General features: G+C 58.3%; 16 protein-coding genes, 1 pseudogene and 1 riboswitch. Of the genes and pseudogenes, 11 read left to right on the top strand and 6 right to left on the bottom strand.

Features of this window, described 5'->3' with window-relative positions; translation table 11 throughout:
* Positions 1-4 precede the first annotated feature (4 nt).
* The 3 genes from Q8M73_03530 (at position 5) to Q8M73_03540 (ending at position 1,890) form a co-directional block, all read left to right on the top strand.
* Complete coding sequence (locus Q8M73_03530) at positions 5-592, top strand: DUF4232 domain-containing protein (protein MDP2287618.1); 588 nt, start codon at positions 5-7, stop codon at positions 590-592.
* An 81-nt stretch (positions 593-673) separates the two neighbouring features.
* Positions 674-1,366: a hypothetical protein gene (locus Q8M73_03535; GenBank protein MDP2287619.1), complete on the top strand. Its 693-nt coding sequence runs from the start codon at positions 674-676 to the stop codon at positions 1,364-1,366.
* A 173-nt stretch (positions 1,367-1,539) separates the two neighbouring features.
* Complete coding sequence (locus Q8M73_03540) at positions 1,540-1,890, top strand: DUF4333 domain-containing protein (GenBank protein ID MDP2287620.1); 351 nt, start codon at positions 1,540-1,542, stop codon at positions 1,888-1,890.
* Here Q8M73_03540 and Q8M73_03545 read toward each other — a convergent pair.
* The gene (locus Q8M73_03545) at positions 1,879-2,328 is read right to left on the bottom strand and encodes a DUF309 domain-containing protein (protein ID MDP2287621.1); all 450 of its coding nucleotides are present in this window, start codon (positions 2,326-2,328) and stop codon (positions 1,879-1,881) included. The two genes, Q8M73_03540 and Q8M73_03545, sit on opposite strands and share 12 nt — an antisense overlap.
* Before the next feature lie 113 nt (positions 2,329-2,441).
* On the opposite strand from Q8M73_03545, the gene Q8M73_03550 reads away from it, so the two are divergent.
* The 5 genes from Q8M73_03550 (at position 2,442) to Q8M73_03570 (ending at position 8,918) form a co-directional block, all read left to right on the top strand.
* Positions 2,442-3,242 (top strand): thioesterase family protein, encoded by an 801-nt coding sequence (locus Q8M73_03550; GenBank protein MDP2287622.1) that lies wholly within the window; start codon positions 2,442-2,444, stop codon positions 3,240-3,242.
* A 159-nt stretch (positions 3,243-3,401) separates the two neighbouring features.
* Positions 3,402-4,670 (top strand): amidohydrolase family protein, encoded by a 1,269-nt coding sequence (locus Q8M73_03555; protein ID MDP2287623.1) that lies wholly within the window; start codon positions 3,402-3,404, stop codon positions 4,668-4,670.
* A gap of 212 nt (positions 4,671-4,882) precedes the next feature.
* Positions 4,883-5,671, top strand: coding sequence for a tyrosine-protein phosphatase (locus Q8M73_03560; GenBank protein MDP2287624.1), 789 nt, complete (start codon positions 4,883-4,885; stop codon positions 5,669-5,671).
* Positions 5,672-6,066: 395 nt separating this feature from the next.
* Positions 6,067-7,365, top strand: coding sequence for an ABC transporter substrate-binding protein (locus Q8M73_03565; protein MDP2287625.1), 1,299 nt, complete (start codon positions 6,067-6,069; stop codon positions 7,363-7,365).
* A 254-nt stretch (positions 7,366-7,619) separates the two neighbouring features.
* A complete protein-coding gene (locus Q8M73_03570; GenBank protein ID MDP2287626.1) occupies positions 7,620-8,918 on the top strand; it encodes an ABC transporter substrate-binding protein in 1,299 nt (432 codons plus the stop codon).
* A gap of 62 nt (positions 8,919-8,980) precedes the next feature.
* On the opposite strand, the gene Q8M73_03575 is transcribed toward Q8M73_03570, so the two are convergent.
* The 4 genes and pseudogenes from Q8M73_03575 to Q8M73_03590 all read right to left on the bottom strand — a co-directional run bounded on the left by Q8M73_03575 (position 8,981) and on the right by Q8M73_03590 (position 11,721).
* Entirely contained in the window at positions 8,981-9,799 is an 819-nt protein-coding gene (locus Q8M73_03575) for an NAD(P)-dependent oxidoreductase (GenBank protein ID MDP2287627.1), read from the bottom strand.
* A 46-nt stretch (positions 9,800-9,845) separates the two neighbouring features.
* Positions 9,846-10,260 (bottom strand): annotated as a pseudogene (locus Q8M73_03580) (organic hydroperoxide resistance protein).
* A gap of 64 nt (positions 10,261-10,324) precedes the next feature.
* Positions 10,325-11,461 (bottom strand): winged helix DNA-binding domain-containing protein, encoded by a 1,137-nt coding sequence (locus Q8M73_03585; protein MDP2287628.1) that lies wholly within the window; start codon positions 11,459-11,461, stop codon positions 10,325-10,327.
* The gene (locus Q8M73_03590) at positions 11,458-11,721 is read right to left on the bottom strand and encodes a hypothetical protein (protein MDP2287629.1); all 264 of its coding nucleotides are present in this window, start codon (positions 11,719-11,721) and stop codon (positions 11,458-11,460) included. The genes Q8M73_03585 and Q8M73_03590 overlap by 4 nt, the downstream gene beginning before the upstream one ends.
* 11 nt (positions 11,722-11,732) lie before the next feature.
* Positions 11,733-11,793: riboswitch (guanidine-III (ykkC-III) riboswitch) on the bottom strand.
* A 100-nt stretch (positions 11,794-11,893) separates the two neighbouring features.
* On the opposite strand from Q8M73_03590, the gene Q8M73_03595 reads away from it, so the two are divergent.
* Positions 11,894-13,045 (top strand): diguanylate cyclase, encoded by a 1,152-nt coding sequence (locus tag Q8M73_03595; protein ID MDP2287630.1) that lies wholly within the window; start codon positions 11,894-11,896, stop codon positions 13,043-13,045.
* 12 nt (positions 13,046-13,057) lie between these two features.
* On the opposite strand, the gene Q8M73_03600 is transcribed toward Q8M73_03595, so the two are convergent.
* On the bottom strand, positions 13,058-13,603 hold the full coding sequence (locus Q8M73_03600; GenBank protein ID MDP2287631.1) for a TIGR03086 family metal-binding protein: 546 nt from the start codon (positions 13,601-13,603) through the stop codon (positions 13,058-13,060).
* A 61-nt stretch (positions 13,604-13,664) separates the two neighbouring features.
* On the opposite strand from Q8M73_03600, the gene Q8M73_03605 reads away from it, so the two are divergent.
* The gene (locus Q8M73_03605; protein MDP2287632.1) at positions 13,665-14,015 is read left to right on the top strand and encodes a helix-turn-helix domain-containing protein; all 351 of its coding nucleotides are present in this window, start codon (positions 13,665-13,667) and stop codon (positions 14,013-14,015) included.
* On the top strand, positions 14,012-14,500 hold the full coding sequence (locus Q8M73_03610; GenBank protein MDP2287633.1) for an SRPBCC domain-containing protein: 489 nt from the start codon (positions 14,012-14,014) through the stop codon (positions 14,498-14,500). Before Q8M73_03605 ends, Q8M73_03610 begins: the two co-directional genes overlap by 4 nt.
* Positions 14,501-14,532: the final 32 nt, after the last annotated feature.

Below are 14,532 nucleotides of genomic sequence, written 5' to 3' on the forward strand. Positions count from 1 at the left end.
GTCAGTGCACGAAGCATTTCTGGCCAAGGGGAGGACTCGCATGCAGTCACGAGGTTTGACGCGGAAGTCCCTGGCTGCGCCGCTGATTCTGGTGACACTGTTTGCCGTCGGTTCGTTTGCACCGGCTCAGGCGCTCGACACACCTACCTGTCTGGGTACCCAACTTTCCGGAAAGACCACTGGTGAAGGTGCGGGCATGTCGCAGCCGTACTCGGTCATCACGGTCACCAACACAAGCTCCTCGCCATGTTCGCTGAAGGGCTACCCGGTACTCACCGGCGCCTCGTCTGCCATAGGCAAAGTTGATATCAGTGTGAACAATGGCGCGCTGTTCAATCTTCCAAGTGCCAAGATCACCAGCTTCGTCCTGGCACCAAAGGCCAAGGCATGGTTCGCCCTCGGATCAGCTACCGCCTACACAGGGCCACTCGTCACCATCACCCGCATCACTTTCGCCGCTCAGAAGGGCGCCAGCGTTGCTGAGAGTTCGATCCTGAAGCAGGAACTCCAAGCCAACGGACCAATCGGCAAGCCCATTCCCCTGGGCGTGACAGCCTTTGCCCCGGGTAAGGGCCCAGGAGGCGTGCAGTAGGTCGCTGCTTGGTCTGACAGCAGATGAGTACGACGCGTACTTGCTAGCAAGGCGAACAGTGACGAAAGGATGGCCGTGTGCTTGTCACCGCAGGTTGATGTTGCAGTAGGCCTTGCGCTTTCTGTCGTCGCGGTCGACACACTGCGTCACTGCAAGCATCCACGACTGCTAGGGCTGGCGCTGCTGCCCGCAGTATTCGCCGTGCACTCTTTCACTTCGGCGTTTGTCTGGCTCGGGCTGCTGGGTGATGTATCGCCAGGAGTACTGAACGCTGCGACCGGCTTCTATCTGTTCGTAGCATTCGTCCTGCTTCCAATCTATGCGCCGACAGCTGTGCTGCTTGTTGAACCGCGAGGGTGGCGCAGGTCGGTGTTTGTCCTGCTTGTGCTGACAGGCATGTATGCAGGCATGTCATTTCTGACCGCACTCATTGAAGGCCGTGGAAGCGCAGTTGCGTGCGACTTCTACATTTCTTTCAATATCGATTTCACAGCGACGTCAGTAGCCGTGTCCTACATCCTGGCCACCTGCGGAGCGCTTCTGCTCTCCGGACAGCGCATCCTTGTGTACTGGGGGGTGGTCAATGCCTTGGCAGTTGGCGGTCTCGCATACTGGGCCAGCCGCGGTTTGCCTTCACTTTGGTGCTTCTTTGCGGCTTGCAGCAGCGTCTTCATCGCTTGGTACCTGCGTCGACTTGATCGTGATCATGAAGCGGGTCAAGTGTGGCCCTGGGAGTCCCCGACACCGAAAGCTCAGGAGAGCTCTGTCACCTAGTGCAAGCGAAGATTGCACAGCATCCTCATGGCTGTGCGGTCCTCAGCAACTATTCCTTGCAGGGGGTAGCCGTGGAACTTGCGAGCATCGAGCGAGAGGTGTGCGAGAGAGGCGTAGCCCGACATCGCTAGTCAAGTGCGAAGACTTCCGTCCCAAACCGATAGGTTCTGGGCATGAAACGTCACCTCGCCCCAGTTCTTGTCGCTGCTTTTGCCGTCACCTTGCTTGCTGGATGTTCAGCCAGCGTTGATATCGGCGAGCAGTCGATCTCCTCAGAGGAATTGGCAACGCAGGTGACTACCGCACTAGCGGAGAACATGCAGGTCGATGTCGACCAGGTGCCCACCATTACCTGTCCTGAGGATCTTGAGGCAAAGGTCGGGGCTTCAACAACCTGTCTGCTCATGGACGACACCTCTGGCAAGGACTACGACGTCGCGGTGAAGGTCACGAGCATTGACGGCAGCAAGGCCCTGTTCTCCGTTGAGGTCGCTGCTGAGCCTCGTCCTGCATCAACTGAGTAGGACAGCCAGAGAGGCTCGCACCACGCCCGAATCGACGGGCAGTGGGATCAACGGTGCCTCGTCCAGATTGGCAAGCGACTTCTGAGCATTGGCTTTGGCACCTGTGGGGTTGCCGCGCGCCAATTGCGTGAGCGCTGCGCCCCATTGCGCTAGTGCCTGCCATGCCTGTCGTTCTTCGGGAGGGCAACAGCGCCAACGCTGCTCGAAGCTTTCATGCGCGTGGAATGGAAGATCCGTCTCGATGTAGTCGAGTGCTTGAGTCCACGCTTCGTCGCTGGAGATCTCCATCCTTTCCCTGATTCCGGGGACTGCTGACTGCCCTGTTCCGCGCAAGGGTCTGCCATAGCGATCTCTTGGCGACTCACCGGCATTGATAGGCACTGTCCAAGTATCGGCAGTGGACGCCCAGAAGAAGAACATGAAGTCGGCTCCGTCCACTTGGGGCGGGTGATGTTGTGGACGAATTGCTGGTGCCAAGATTGCTTCCACTCTGGAAGCAGCGCCAAGACCACAAGCAGGACACTGAAATCGGCCTGCTACGGTCGCGAATTATGGAGGTCAACGCGCTTTTCAGCCGGGATGGGGACTGGTTCATTCCCACTTCATTCACCACTGGACCCTGGCGTCCGGACGCCATGAATGGTGGGCCCCCCTGCTCCCTGATCTCACTTGCTATCCACGACGCGCTGGAGCCGGACGAGGAAGTCGCGCGGATCGGCGTGGACCTGGAGAAGCCGGTTCCTTTGGAGCCGATGCAGCTGCACTGCACCCGTCGGCAGGTCTCGCGCAGGGTCGCACATCTGAGTGTTGAACTGCGAACCGAAAAAGGTGTGGTGGCTTCTGCTCGAGCACTGCTGCTTCGCGGCAAGGGCGCAGTGCCGCTTGTGGAGCGCGATCAGCCAGTTGCTCCAGCTCTGCCGTCAAGTGTCCTTGAACCGTATGAACCAGATCGGTGGTCATCGCAGCCGGTGGTGTTCCATCGGGATGCAATTGAAGTGCGGTTCACCACTGGCAACTGGGGAATCCCAGGTCCAGGCACTGCCTGGATTCGCTTGGGTGTTCCGCTCATTGAAGGTGAGCCGACTCCGGACCTTTGCCAACTGATGGCCATCGCCGACTTGAGCTCGCCTCTGTCGCAAAGAGTCGAGCCCGGATCCGGAGTCGCGTTGATCAACGTCGACGTGAACGTGACACTGGCTGGCAACCCGAAAGGTCCGTGGTTCTGCATCGCTACCTCGGGAACCGTGAGCCCAGCGGGCATTGGGCTTGCAAATACGCAGCTCTTTGATCAGAGCGGGCCACTTGGGGTGATCACGCAAAGCCAGATCGTCAACGCCGCACCCACGGGCTAGAAAGCGAGGGCGCTTCTGGCGCGCTGAGATTCGCCGACCCTGGCTGCTCGCTGCTCTTTCCATCTCCTGATTCTTGTCATATCGTGCAGTCGTCTGAACGCTGCAGTGCGGCCTGCTCCAAGACACTCAAGAAGAACGCCAATTTCGAGTGGGGAGAGCATGAATATTGAAGACATGGTCATGGTGAGCATTGATGACCACGCGATCGAACCGGCTGACACTTTCAAGTACTTTCCAGAGCATCTGAAGGATCAAGCACCCAAGCTGACCAAGCACCCGGACAACCCAGAAGTCGATGCTTGGGTCTTTCAAGGCCAGGCAGTCGGGACGGCCGGACTCGCAGCCGTCGTGGGGCTGCCCAAGAACGAGTGGGCGATGGATCCCACGAGCTTGTCGGAGATGCGTCCAGGTGCGTACGACTGGGATGAGCGCGTTCGAGATATGAACGCCAATGGCCTGTTGACTCAGATGGAATTCCCCACCTTTGCAGGCTTTGCCGCCAGTCACTTGGCTCGGCTTCCTGATCGCAATCTGGTGAATCTGGCGATCAAGGCCTACAACGACTACTACGTCGGCGAGATCTGCAATGCCTACCCGGGGCGATTCATTCCGATGGGCGTTGTGCCGACCTTTGACATAGATGAGGCCAGCAAAGAGGTCCATCGCCTGGCCGCGATGGGCTGTCGCTCGGTCACCTTGCCAGAGACGCCGTACGGCGTAGGACTCCCCGATTACGCCTCGGGGTACTGGGATCCGATGCTCAAGGCGATGGTGGACACCAACATGGTTGCAAGTCTGCACATCGGTGGTGGTTTCGGTCTTCTCAAGCGACCCGAGTCGGCGCGAATCGACGACATGATCGTTCTGACTTCTGCAGTTTCGATGATTGCGGTGAACGACCTCATCCTTGGTGGGATCTTCAAGAAGTTCCCGGAGCTGAAGTTTGCCATGAGCGAAGGCGGCGTTGGCTGGGCCTCCTTCCTGTTGGACCGGCTGGAACGCCATGTTGAGAATCAACTGTGGACGGGTCTGGATTGTCTTCCTGCAGGCATGAGTCCAACCGATGTCTGGAAGAAGAACTTCATGGCCTGCTACATCACTGAGCCCAGCGGTCTGGATTCGCGTCATCGCATCGGAGTCGAAACGATTGCATGGGAATGCGACTACCCGCATTCGGACTCAACTTGGCCGTATTCACCCGAGAAGCTGATGGCGGAGTTCATCAACGCGAACTGCACGGACAAAGAGATCGACATGATCACGCACGAGAACGTTGCGCGATTCTTTGATTGGGATCCTTTCAAGCACACCTCTAAGGAGAATGCGACTGTGGGCGCGCTTCGTGCGCTGGCCACCGACGTGGACGTGACGCCGACGACAAAGGCTGAGTTCAAGCGACGCTACGAAGAGCGCTACGCCATTGCATAGCTGACCTTGAGCCTGAGCCTCGGATTCCAGAGCCTTGGATCCGGGGCTCTGGCTTGGATGGGGAAGGTGCCGTCATTGCGCGTCGGCCACTCAGGTGCAAAGAAGTCCGCGGCCGGTTCCACGCAATCCCACAAGTCCACCCCCTACGATCGCGAACGGTTGCGAGCTAACGAGGCGAGCCACATAGTGGAGGGCAAGCGTTGGACGAGCAGATGTTCCCCGCCTTGAACGCTGAGGTTCCCAATTTTCGCGATCTGGGTGGAGTGCCCGCCGGTGCTGATCGAGAATTTTGCCGCGGAGTCGTGTATCGCACGCAGGCGCTTTCGGGCCTGTCGGAGCAAGCGCAGGCAGAGTTGCTCTCACTTGGACTCACGCGGGTCGTTGACCTGAGGATGGAACAGGAACGTACGGACCTGCCAGTCACGGTGCCTGCTGGCATAGAAGTGACGGTCGCCGATGTGATCGGTGATGTGGCGGTCTCAGGTGCTGCTGCTGCGGGAGCCGCTACCACCGGCCGCCAATCGCAACAGGCCGTCAGCGCGAGTCCGCCCGGCGGCAAGGACATGATGCTGGAGACCTATCGAAATTTCATCCGCCTACCCGCGGCCCAGGCTGCCTATGGCGCCTTCGCCAAAGCAGTGATATCGAGTGATGGCGCGATCGCTGTGTACTGCGCTGCCGGCAAGGATCGAACCGGATGGGCAGCAGCATTCCTCCAGAACTTCGCAGGCATCGATGAAGCCACTGCGATTCAGGAGTACGCAAGGAGCAATGAGTATTTGGTGAGTCGCTACGAACCGCGCATTGAGAGCGTGCGCGCATCTGGCGGTGATCTGGAAGCATTCTCAGCGCTTGTGAATGCCGACCCTGACTACCTTGCTGAAGCCTTTTCATTCATGCATGCACGGTATGGGGATATCGAGGGCTATCTGACCAAGGCGCTGGGACTGACGCAGCAGGAACTTGCACGGCTTGAGAATCGAATTGTGCGCACGTTCTAGCGTGCAGCTGAGTGCGTGCGCAGTCAGTTGGTAAGTGGAGCGCGTTGCATCAATTGAGAATGGCACTCCACTTACATCAGTTGGAAGACTCGGGCCACCTGCAGTTCATTGGACTCAGCCCCTTGCGCAATGCATGCAAGATGGACAAATACAGCATTGTTTGCAACAACTATTGACTGACATCGAGAGCGAGCTTGACGCTGGAGAAAGAGTCGAATACGCACACTTCCATCGGATATATATCGAAATGTCCGTTAGGTACGGAAAATATCCCGCTTCGTAACGAACGAGTAACGAAACAAACCTCGCCCTTTCGACGCCACGGCAGATCGTGCTCTCATATCGCCACTCAACTCGTCTTTCGCAATTGCGATGGACGCAACAAGGAGGTTTGTATGCACGCTCCCATTCGTTCGCGACGGCGATCGGCAGCCCTTGCTGCCGGTGCGAGTGCGTCGCTTGTGCTTGCTGTCATGGCCAATAGTGCCTCAGCCGCACCAACGCCTGCGCCGGCAAAGCCCGTCACCAATGCGTCGTGTCCGACGACCCCGGGCGTGACCCCGACCACCATCAACTTCGGCTGGATCGGTCCCAAGACCGGTGCTGCTGCAGCGAACTACCTCTACTCTGCGGAGGGTGCGCAACTGCGCATTGACCAGGAGAATGCCAAGGGCGGCGTCAACGGTCGCAAGATCCTGTTCAAGGTTTACGACGATCAGTCAAACGGCAGTGGCCAGATCACTGCGGCTCAGAAGGCGATTCAGGCCGACAACATCTTTGGCCTGACTGCTCAGACCAACACCACGTCGATGTATGCCACGCTGAAGGATCAGGGCATTCCCGTTACTGGCTTCTCAAACCCAGCTTTCGGCACTGACCGAAACGCCTTTGGTGCCAGTGGTGCGACAGTTTCGTCCAACCCCGCCCTGGTCAGCACAGGAACGCTTGAGAAGTTGAAGCAGATGGGCGTTACGAAGATCGCGAACATCAACCATGTCAGCACTGGCGCTTCAGCAGCTGGAAATGGCACTGCCAATCTGATCCCTCTTGTGGGTGGTCTGACTCAGGTGCTGCGTATCGCTGATGAGCCTCAGGGCACACACGATGCGACCTCCACTGCGTTGCGCATCAAGAACTCCGGTGCTGATGGCGCGGTTATCGTCGGCTTCATCGACGGTGGCATCTCGATCATGCAGGCGCTCAAGCAGCAGGGCGTGACCCTGAAGGGCGTCAGCCTCGTTGGTCTTTCCGACCCTGCAGTGCTGAAGACCGCCAACGGCGCTCTTGAAGGCGTGCTTGGCACCAACTACGGCACGGTGCCTGTGGGCGTGAATGTTCGCGCGGTCAAGACCTACGCGGCAGGTATGAAGGCCGCCGGCTTGAACCCCTACTCAGCTGCGGCGCCTCAGGGCTTCCTCGGTGCGGACCTGTTCATCAAGGGACTCAAGTTGGCCGGCAAGTGCCCGACCCGAGAGTCCTTCATCACCAACCTGCGCAATCTCACCAGCTACGACGGTGGGGGACTGCTGCCTGAGAAGGTCAGCTTCAAGGGCCCAGGACTGGTGCCGAACGGCAACCCGCCGCTGTGCACCTGGTACATGATCGCCAAGGGCACTGACCTCGTCGCCGATGCCAAGGCAACCTGTGGTGCCAAGTACATCGACACCACGACAGGCAAGGTCGTCTACAGCTAGTCGAGCAACTCAAGGAATGTGGCGGGTGTCTTTTGACGCCCGCCACATTCATTTGGTCTGAGCGCTGCTCCTGCAAGCGGAGCAGCAAGTCCATATATAGCAAGGCTTTGTCTGTTCTGAACCGATTATCCGAATTGCCAGTAACAAAGAGATAACAAAGAGAAGCGCGTTATGTACACGGCTCTTCGCTTGGCCTCACCATGGATGTGCGCACCCACATTCGTGGGTTGCAGATGGAAATTCAGGAGGTTCGTATGCACGTTCACAATCGTGCCCGGCGTACGTCGGCGGCACTCGCTGCAGGAGCTAGCGCTTCGCTGCTGCTCACCATAATTGCCACAAGCGCTGGGGCCGCTCCGACGACGCCGCCAGGACTTGTGAAGAACAACGCGTCATGTCCTTCGACGCCTGGTGTTACTCCCACCACCGTGAACTTCGGCTGGATCGGTCCTAAGACTGGCGCTGCTGCAGCGAACTACATCGGCTCCTCTGAGGCAGCGCAGTTGCGCATCGACCAGGAGAACGCCAAGGGTGGCGTGAATGGCCGCAAGATCCTTTACAAGGTCTATGACGACCAGTCCAACGGCAGTGGCCAGATCACTGCAGCTCAGAAGGCCATCCAGTCCGACAACGTCTTCGCCCTGACTGCTCAGACCAACACCACGTCGATGTACGCCACTTTGAAGGATCAGGGCATTCCTGTCACAGGCTTCTCCAACCCGGCCTTTGGCACAGACCGCAATGCCTTCAGCGTCACTGGTGCAACCACCTCGTCGATCCCATCCATCGCCAGCACTGGTGTGCTGGAGAAGTTGAAGCAGATGGGCGTCACCAAGATCGCCAACATCAACCACGTCAGCACAGGCGCCTCGGCTTCCGGCAATGCCACCGCAGGGCTCATCCCGCTCGTGGGCGGATTGACTCAGGTGCTGCGTATTGCTGATGAGCCTCAGGGCACGCACGATGCAACCTCCACTGCTCTTCGCATGAAGACCTCAGGTGCCGATGGCGCGATCATCGTTGGCTTCATCGACGGTGCAATCTCGATCATGCAGGCGCTGAAGCAGCAGGGTGTCACCCTGAAGGGCGTCAGCATTGTTGGTCTATCTGACCCAGCCGTGCTGAAGACCTCCGGTGGGGCCCTCGATGGTGCACTGGGCACCACCTATGGCTCCGTGCCGGTCGGTGTGAACAACCGTGCGGTCAAGACCTACGCAGCAGGTATGAAGGCTGCTGGCCTGAACCCCTACTCCTCAGGTGCCCCGATGGGCTTCTTGGGTGCGGACCTGTTCATCAAGGGCCTGAAGGTTGCTGGCAAGTGCCCGACTCGTGAGTCGTTCATCAGCAACCTGCGCAATGTCACTAACTACGACGGTGGTGGCTTGGTTCCTGAGAAGGTCAGCTTCAAGCCAGGCCTGATGCCAAACGGCAATCCGGCAGCCTGTGGCTGGTACCTCATCGCCAAGGGCACCGACCTCGTGCCGGATGCCAAGCCCACCTGTGGTGCCAAGTACATCGACACCACGACAGGCAAGGTCGTCTTCGGCGGCTAGTTCGTCCAGAGCAGCAAATGCGGCGGGTGTCCTCGGACACCCGCCACATTCATTTCAGTCGACTAGTACTTCATGATTTCGTCGTGGATGAACGGCGAATCAATGACCTGGCCAAGCACGCCTAGATCAGCATCGAGGCGAGCGGCGACTTCCTGAACAACGCGTACGTCCTTTGCCACAAACCTGCCGACCGCCGCCACTGACCTGTCCAGTGAGCCACTTGCAGCAATGATCTGGACCGCACGGCTGTTGCCGCTGGCATGTGGAAGCGCTGCAAGCAACACTTGCTCAGAGACACCAATCTCGCGTCCGAGGCGAAGAGCATCAGCAGCAAGACCAATATGAGCGGTGAACAGCGCGTTGTTGATGAGTTTCACGCGCTGGCCATACCCGACTGCTCCTGCGGGCACGATTACTTCGGCGTATGTGATCAACAGTGGTCGCACGTATTCGAGGTCTTCACTTGTCGCACCGATGAACAAGGTCAGTCGTCCCGCTTTGATATCTGCAGGCCCACCGCTCAAGGCAGCGTCAACGACGCGGATGCCCTTCATGGCCGCCTCGCGGGCGATCGCTTCCAGTGTCTGCGGATCGCAGGTGGTGTGCACGATGATCACGCCACCTGCCGGTATCTCGGCGATGATCCCCGTCTCGCTGAGGGCTGCATCTTTGACCTGCTGATCTGTGAGGACGCAGATGTAGACGACGTCAGATTCACGCGCGACTTCAATTGCCGAGCTGCTACTGCGTATCCCAGCCTCAGTCAGTTCGCCAGTGAGCTTCCCGCTGCGATCAACGACGAATGGATCAACGCCAGCAAGACTCAGTCTCTTGACTATCTCTATGCCCATCTGGCCAGTACCTACAAAACCCACACGCATCGCTACTCCCTGGTCACCTTTGGGTGGCATGAGTATCGCCGGACAGTTAGATGAGCCGCAATCGCACATCCACATTGCCGCGGATGGCGTTGGAGTAAGGGCAGACCTGATGAGCCTTCTCCAGAAGTGTCTGGGCCATGCCGGCTTCGAGTTCAGGGGCGTAGAGATCCAGTTCGACGGCTAGGCCCAAGCCCCCACTTGCACGCTTGCCAAAGGAAACGCGAGTGGTGATCTCATTTCTCTTGGGATCTGCGCCCTTTCGGTACCCACCATCTTCAGTGCCGAGTGAAAGCAGGCGGCATAGCCCGCAGCAAGGAGTTGCTCAGGGTTGGTCGCACCACCCTGGCCCCCCATGTCCTTGGGGATGCGAGCATCCACGTCGAGCAGGCCGTCATCGGTGCGGTGTGACCATTGCGTCCATCGCCAGATGCAGTGGCAACAGCTGTGTACAGAGAATCCATGGTGCCCCCTTCAGATAGGACACAACTGAGTTGTGCACAATCGAATTGTCGAATCGCACACCTGCTATCGGTCGATCCGGCTGACCTTGACCCGGTGGTGCATCGCCGACGGTGTCAGCAGGCGCACGAGTGCGAGACCCTCTGCCTCAACGGCACTGCCGGTTGCGGCATTGACCTTCTCGAGGCACTCGACGTGCAGAGTCGCAGCTGCTTGCTTGGAGGGCTTGGTGTCGATGTCGCGTGAAATATGCCAAGCCGCACTGATGAAGCCGTCAATCAATACTGTGCCTTTGATGGCGGATGCTTGGCCGAGTTGTCGCCGCCGATCGTCATCGCCGAATCGAGACCGGTCCTTGTGTGAGAGCAGCAGGTTGTCGTATTCAGGGAGAAATCTTGGGCTTGAATCAACATCTGCATTGATGAGTTGAGCATCTGGCAGATCAAACAGTTGTTGGGAACGTTCATTGGTGTAGCGGCGCAGTTGCGAGGCCATGTCTTCCATCGTCCTGCCAAGGCTGGGCACTCGAGACCAAGTCACGATGTCACTCGCGAGGGCTGGTCCAAATGCCGCGAGATAGCGCAAGACGATCTCACGCGATTGACGTGCGGATATGCCAGCGCAGTCACGACCGATCCATCCTTCGAGGGTCATGAGGCGTAGACCGCCGGTTGATTGCCACAGTCCACGGGGTGGGGTTTGCACGAGTGGCAGACGATTGCGGCAAGCCAATGCGAGCGCACTGGAATTCAGGTGCGGGAATTCTTCCGCCAGTAGAGCTCGAAGTTCTGTGGGACTTCGGGGTGAGGCCGTGAGGAATGGCTCGGCGTAGGCAATGACCTGATCCAGATCCACGCCCTTGAGATGATCCTTGTGCCCGCCGTGTGAACGAAGTTCCTGTTCGAGTACCGCTTGTGCGTAGGGCCTCAAAGCGACTGCGTCATCTGCCGTCACGAGATGAATCGTTCCCCTTATGACGACCATACGCAGCACCGCGCGCGCTTGCATCAACTCCGAAAGTGATGCCGGATTGAAGTCGGCTAGCCGTGACCAAAGCCCTACGTATGGATCGCCTGGCACTTGCGCTTGCAATCCAAGCAAGTCTGAAATCAGGTCGAGGGTGGCTTCATGTGAGCGACTCAGGAGTCGTTGTCGTTGCAGAGTGGTGCGATTCAGCGTTCGCTGGTCTATTCGGTCAGTCATTGAAGGAGAATCCACTTCGCTTTCGACTGTATGCGTGATCGTGTAAGGACTGCGAGCAAGCCCCACGCAGACACCAGCGACCAGGTGCCTTCCAACAGCAGGAAGCCCCATTGGCCTTCAACAAAGGCATTCACAGCCAAGATCGTTGAACCGAAGAAATTCAGCAGCAGATACAACTTGGACTTCATGGACAGGATGCCTTGTTGCGATAACGCAAATCCGGCGAGAATGAGCAATGAGCCGACCACCTGAATGATCATCACGACCTCCGCGTGCGTCGTCGTCAGACTGGGTACGGCGCATCTCGTCCAGAGGTCATCTCGTGACTTCCTGCGTCGAGTCTACCAATGCGTTCGACTCGTCAGCCAAGTCGCGGGATAATGACAGTACGGCAGTGCTATTTGGCTACTGCCACGCTTGTTCAGTCGAAGAGTGAGAAGGCTGGCTATGTCGCCAGAGCATGCCGTTGATTCAATGATGTCGACAAAGAGAAGTCTCCTGGCAATCAGTCATGCGATGGAGCAATCACTGGCCTTGGATCGTCAGACTTACGAGCCAGAACACGCCCCGCTTGTGATCGCCCTTTTCCAGCGTCGCGAATACTTCGAGGCAGAACGCAAACGCTATGAATTGATGGCCGAACGTGGGTGCCTGTGCATCGTGGGATTCGTAGGAACTGCTTCGCCAGCCTCAAGTGGCGTCATTCAGATCCACCTGAGTCTGGACGAAGCCCTCGCTCAGGAGTGGGCGCTCGTAGTACTCGACGGCGCTATGGGCATGAGTCTCATCGGACTCGATGCCCAGGACATCGCGCTTGGAGGTGACAGCCTTGAGAGCGCTCGGCTCTTTCATTCGCGTTGGTCCTTCAGCCACATAGACGGAGCCAAGGAAGCGCGCAGACTCATTGACGAGTTCGGTGATCGGCTCCCACGTGAGGTTCGAGAGCGTTCCTTCGTCGCAATCCAGATCGCTGAAGCCGCCGCACCTACAGTCACCGAGGCGAGGCTGGCGGCAGTGACCCAGCAGATGGTTGCGAGCATTGAAACGGCGCACCAGCGCACAGATCATTTGAGCGAGCAACTTCGACGCGAGCGCCAATTGTCTGAACTGGATCATCTGACCGGCTTGCACAATCGACTCTTTCTCGAACGCTTCCTTGATTCTCCCGTCCAGGAATCGCCAATCAAAGTCACCGCATTACTCGTTGATCTTGACGGACTCAAGCTCATCAATGACAGCAGCGGGCATTCAGCAGGAGACGCGGCATTGTCGGCAGTCGCGGCTGCGTTGTTGCGCGTCACTCGACCGCAGGATGTAGTGGTGCGACTTGGTGGAGATGAGTTTCTCGTTGTCCTACCCGGACTTGACGCGCAGGCCGGCGTTGGAGTGGGAGAGCGCATAGTCAAGCAATTGGCCGAAACGGAATTGCCAACCCCCTGGCAGGCTCTGAGCGTCAGTGCTTCAGTTGGCGTTGCAGTGGCAGGACCCAACCGCATTCCCTTGGACCGACTCGACAAGGCCCTGTATGCAGTCAAGCGCTCAGGGAAAGGCCGCGTCTTTCTATTCGAGGACGCAGCGGCCTAGTCCGCGATTGACCTATGAAGCCCAGTGCGGGTTGCGCCCGAGGAAGGCAACGAGTTGTTGCACGGCGCTGTCGCTTGGCGACGCTGGCAATTCGGGACCAAAGGATTTGCCCGGGCCGCGGGATTCTGGCTTGAGCATCCCTTTGCCCACTGCAAGGCCCGCCTTGGCTTCCTCGTCGGTGAACGGCGAAATCTGGCCTATTGCAGTTGCCAGGTCCCAGCCGTGCGTGACGTACTCCATCAGCAGGATGCCGATGGGAAATTGCTTGGCTCCCTCAAGTTCAGACCTGTAGGCATTGACGACCTGTGCCGCAGCCGTGTTGAAGTCGTTCGCCGGGTTGGGGCCAGCGATGTATGCATTTGGATCGGCATCTGACGGCACGGAGTTCAGTCGATTGGCGAAGCTGTCCGCCCAGCCCACGAGGTGGTTGACCAACTGAGCAACAGTGAACTCAGCACAGGGAGTTGGCAGGTGGAGTTGGTCGGGCTCAACGGCCGCGATGAGCGCTCCAGTCTTGGTCATGCAGTCTTGGAGCAGGTCAACCTGGGAGCGAGTCATCTTTGGAGGCTACTCCGGCTCAGGTTGACAGGGCGCCACCCGCGCTATTAAATACAACCAAATGGTTGTAGATCAAATGAGCGATCGGGAAGTTGATCGACTCTTTCACGCACTGGCCGATGCCACGCGTCGTGACATCGTCCGACGAGTCATGCGCGGGGACAGTTCCATTTCCGAACTGGCGCGCAGCTACGCCATGAGCATGACAGCTGTACAGAAGCATGTATTGGTCCTGCAGGAAGCAGGGCTTATCTCGAAAGTCAGACAAGGCCGTGAGCAGCGCGTGGTTGGCAATGTCGATGCCGTTCAGCACGCTCAGAGCCTTCTTGACAGTTATGAACAAATCTGGCGCGACCGATTCGACCGCATGGGCGAGTTGTTGGCCGAACCAATCCCAGGAGGCAAGTCATGAGTGTTACCGATGTCATCAAGGACCTGAGCACGTGCTCGATGACGGTCACGGCTGAGTTCGATGCACCTGTTGAGCGCGTGTGGCAGCTCTGGGCGGATCCTCGACAACTGGAGCGTTGGTGGGGTCCACCGACCTACCCGGCGACATTCTTCAAGCACGATCTGACTCCGGGAGGGTTGGTGACCTACTGCATGACTGGGCCTGATGGCGATCAGCCAAAAGGTCTTTGGCGGGTAGTTGAGGTCGATGCTCCGCGCCTTCTGGTCGTCGAAGACGCCTTCGCCGATGATTCGTGGCGTGCCATGGACGCAATGCCCGTCACAGTGATGCGGGTAGAACTCAGCGAGCGGAATCCGACCGGGACACGGGCCTCCATTCGCTCGACCTTTGCGTCGGTGGAAGCGATGCAGCAGCTGATTGAGATGGGGATGGATGAGGGCATGCGCCTTGCCATGGGTCAGATGGATGCAATCCTGCTCGACTGAAGGGCAAACTATCTTCACCTGCCGATAGCGTG

The sequence above is a fragment of the Actinomycetota bacterium genome (assembly GCA_030684515.1).
Lineage (GTDB): Bacteria > Actinomycetota > Actinomycetes > S36-B12 > S36-B12 > UBA11398.

Bases quoted from the DNA above. Each gene is read 5' to 3' on its own strand.
- Q8M73_03570 (MDP2287626.1), top strand. From the start codon at position 7,620: ATGCACGTTCACAATCGTGCCCGGCGTACGTCGGCGGCACTCGCTGCA.
- Q8M73_03610 (MDP2287633.1), top strand. From the start codon at position 14,012: ATGAGTGTTACCGATGTCATCAAGGACCTGAGCACGTGCTCGATGACG.
- Q8M73_03550 (MDP2287622.1), top strand. From the start codon at position 2,442: ATGGAGGTCAACGCGCTTTTCAGCCGGGATGGGGACTGGTTCATTCCC.
- Q8M73_03585 (MDP2287628.1), bottom strand. From the start codon at position 11,461: ATGACTGACCGAATAGACCAGCGAACGCTGAATCGCACCACTCTGCAA.
- Q8M73_03600 (MDP2287631.1), bottom strand. From the start codon at position 13,603: ATGACTCGCTCCCAGGTTGACCTGCTCCAAGACTGCATGACCAAGACT.
- Q8M73_03565 (MDP2287625.1), top strand. From the start codon at position 6,067: ATGCACGCTCCCATTCGTTCGCGACGGCGATCGGCAGCCCTTGCTGCC.
- Q8M73_03575 (MDP2287627.1), bottom strand. From the start codon at position 9,799: ATGCGTGTGGGTTTTGTAGGTACTGGCCAGATGGGCATAGAGATAGTC.
- Q8M73_03605 (MDP2287632.1), top strand. From the start codon at position 13,665: ATGGTTGTAGATCAAATGAGCGATCGGGAAGTTGATCGACTCTTTCAC.
- Q8M73_03555 (MDP2287623.1), top strand. From the start codon at position 3,402: ATGAATATTGAAGACATGGTCATGGTGAGCATTGATGACCACGCGATC.
- Q8M73_03540 (MDP2287620.1), top strand. From the start codon at position 1,540: ATGAAACGTCACCTCGCCCCAGTTCTTGTCGCTGCTTTTGCCGTCACC.
- Q8M73_03590 (MDP2287629.1), bottom strand. From the start codon at position 11,721: ATGATCATTCAGGTGGTCGGCTCATTGCTCATTCTCGCCGGATTTGCG.
- Q8M73_03560 (MDP2287624.1), top strand. From the start codon at position 4,883: ATGTTCCCCGCCTTGAACGCTGAGGTTCCCAATTTTCGCGATCTGGGT.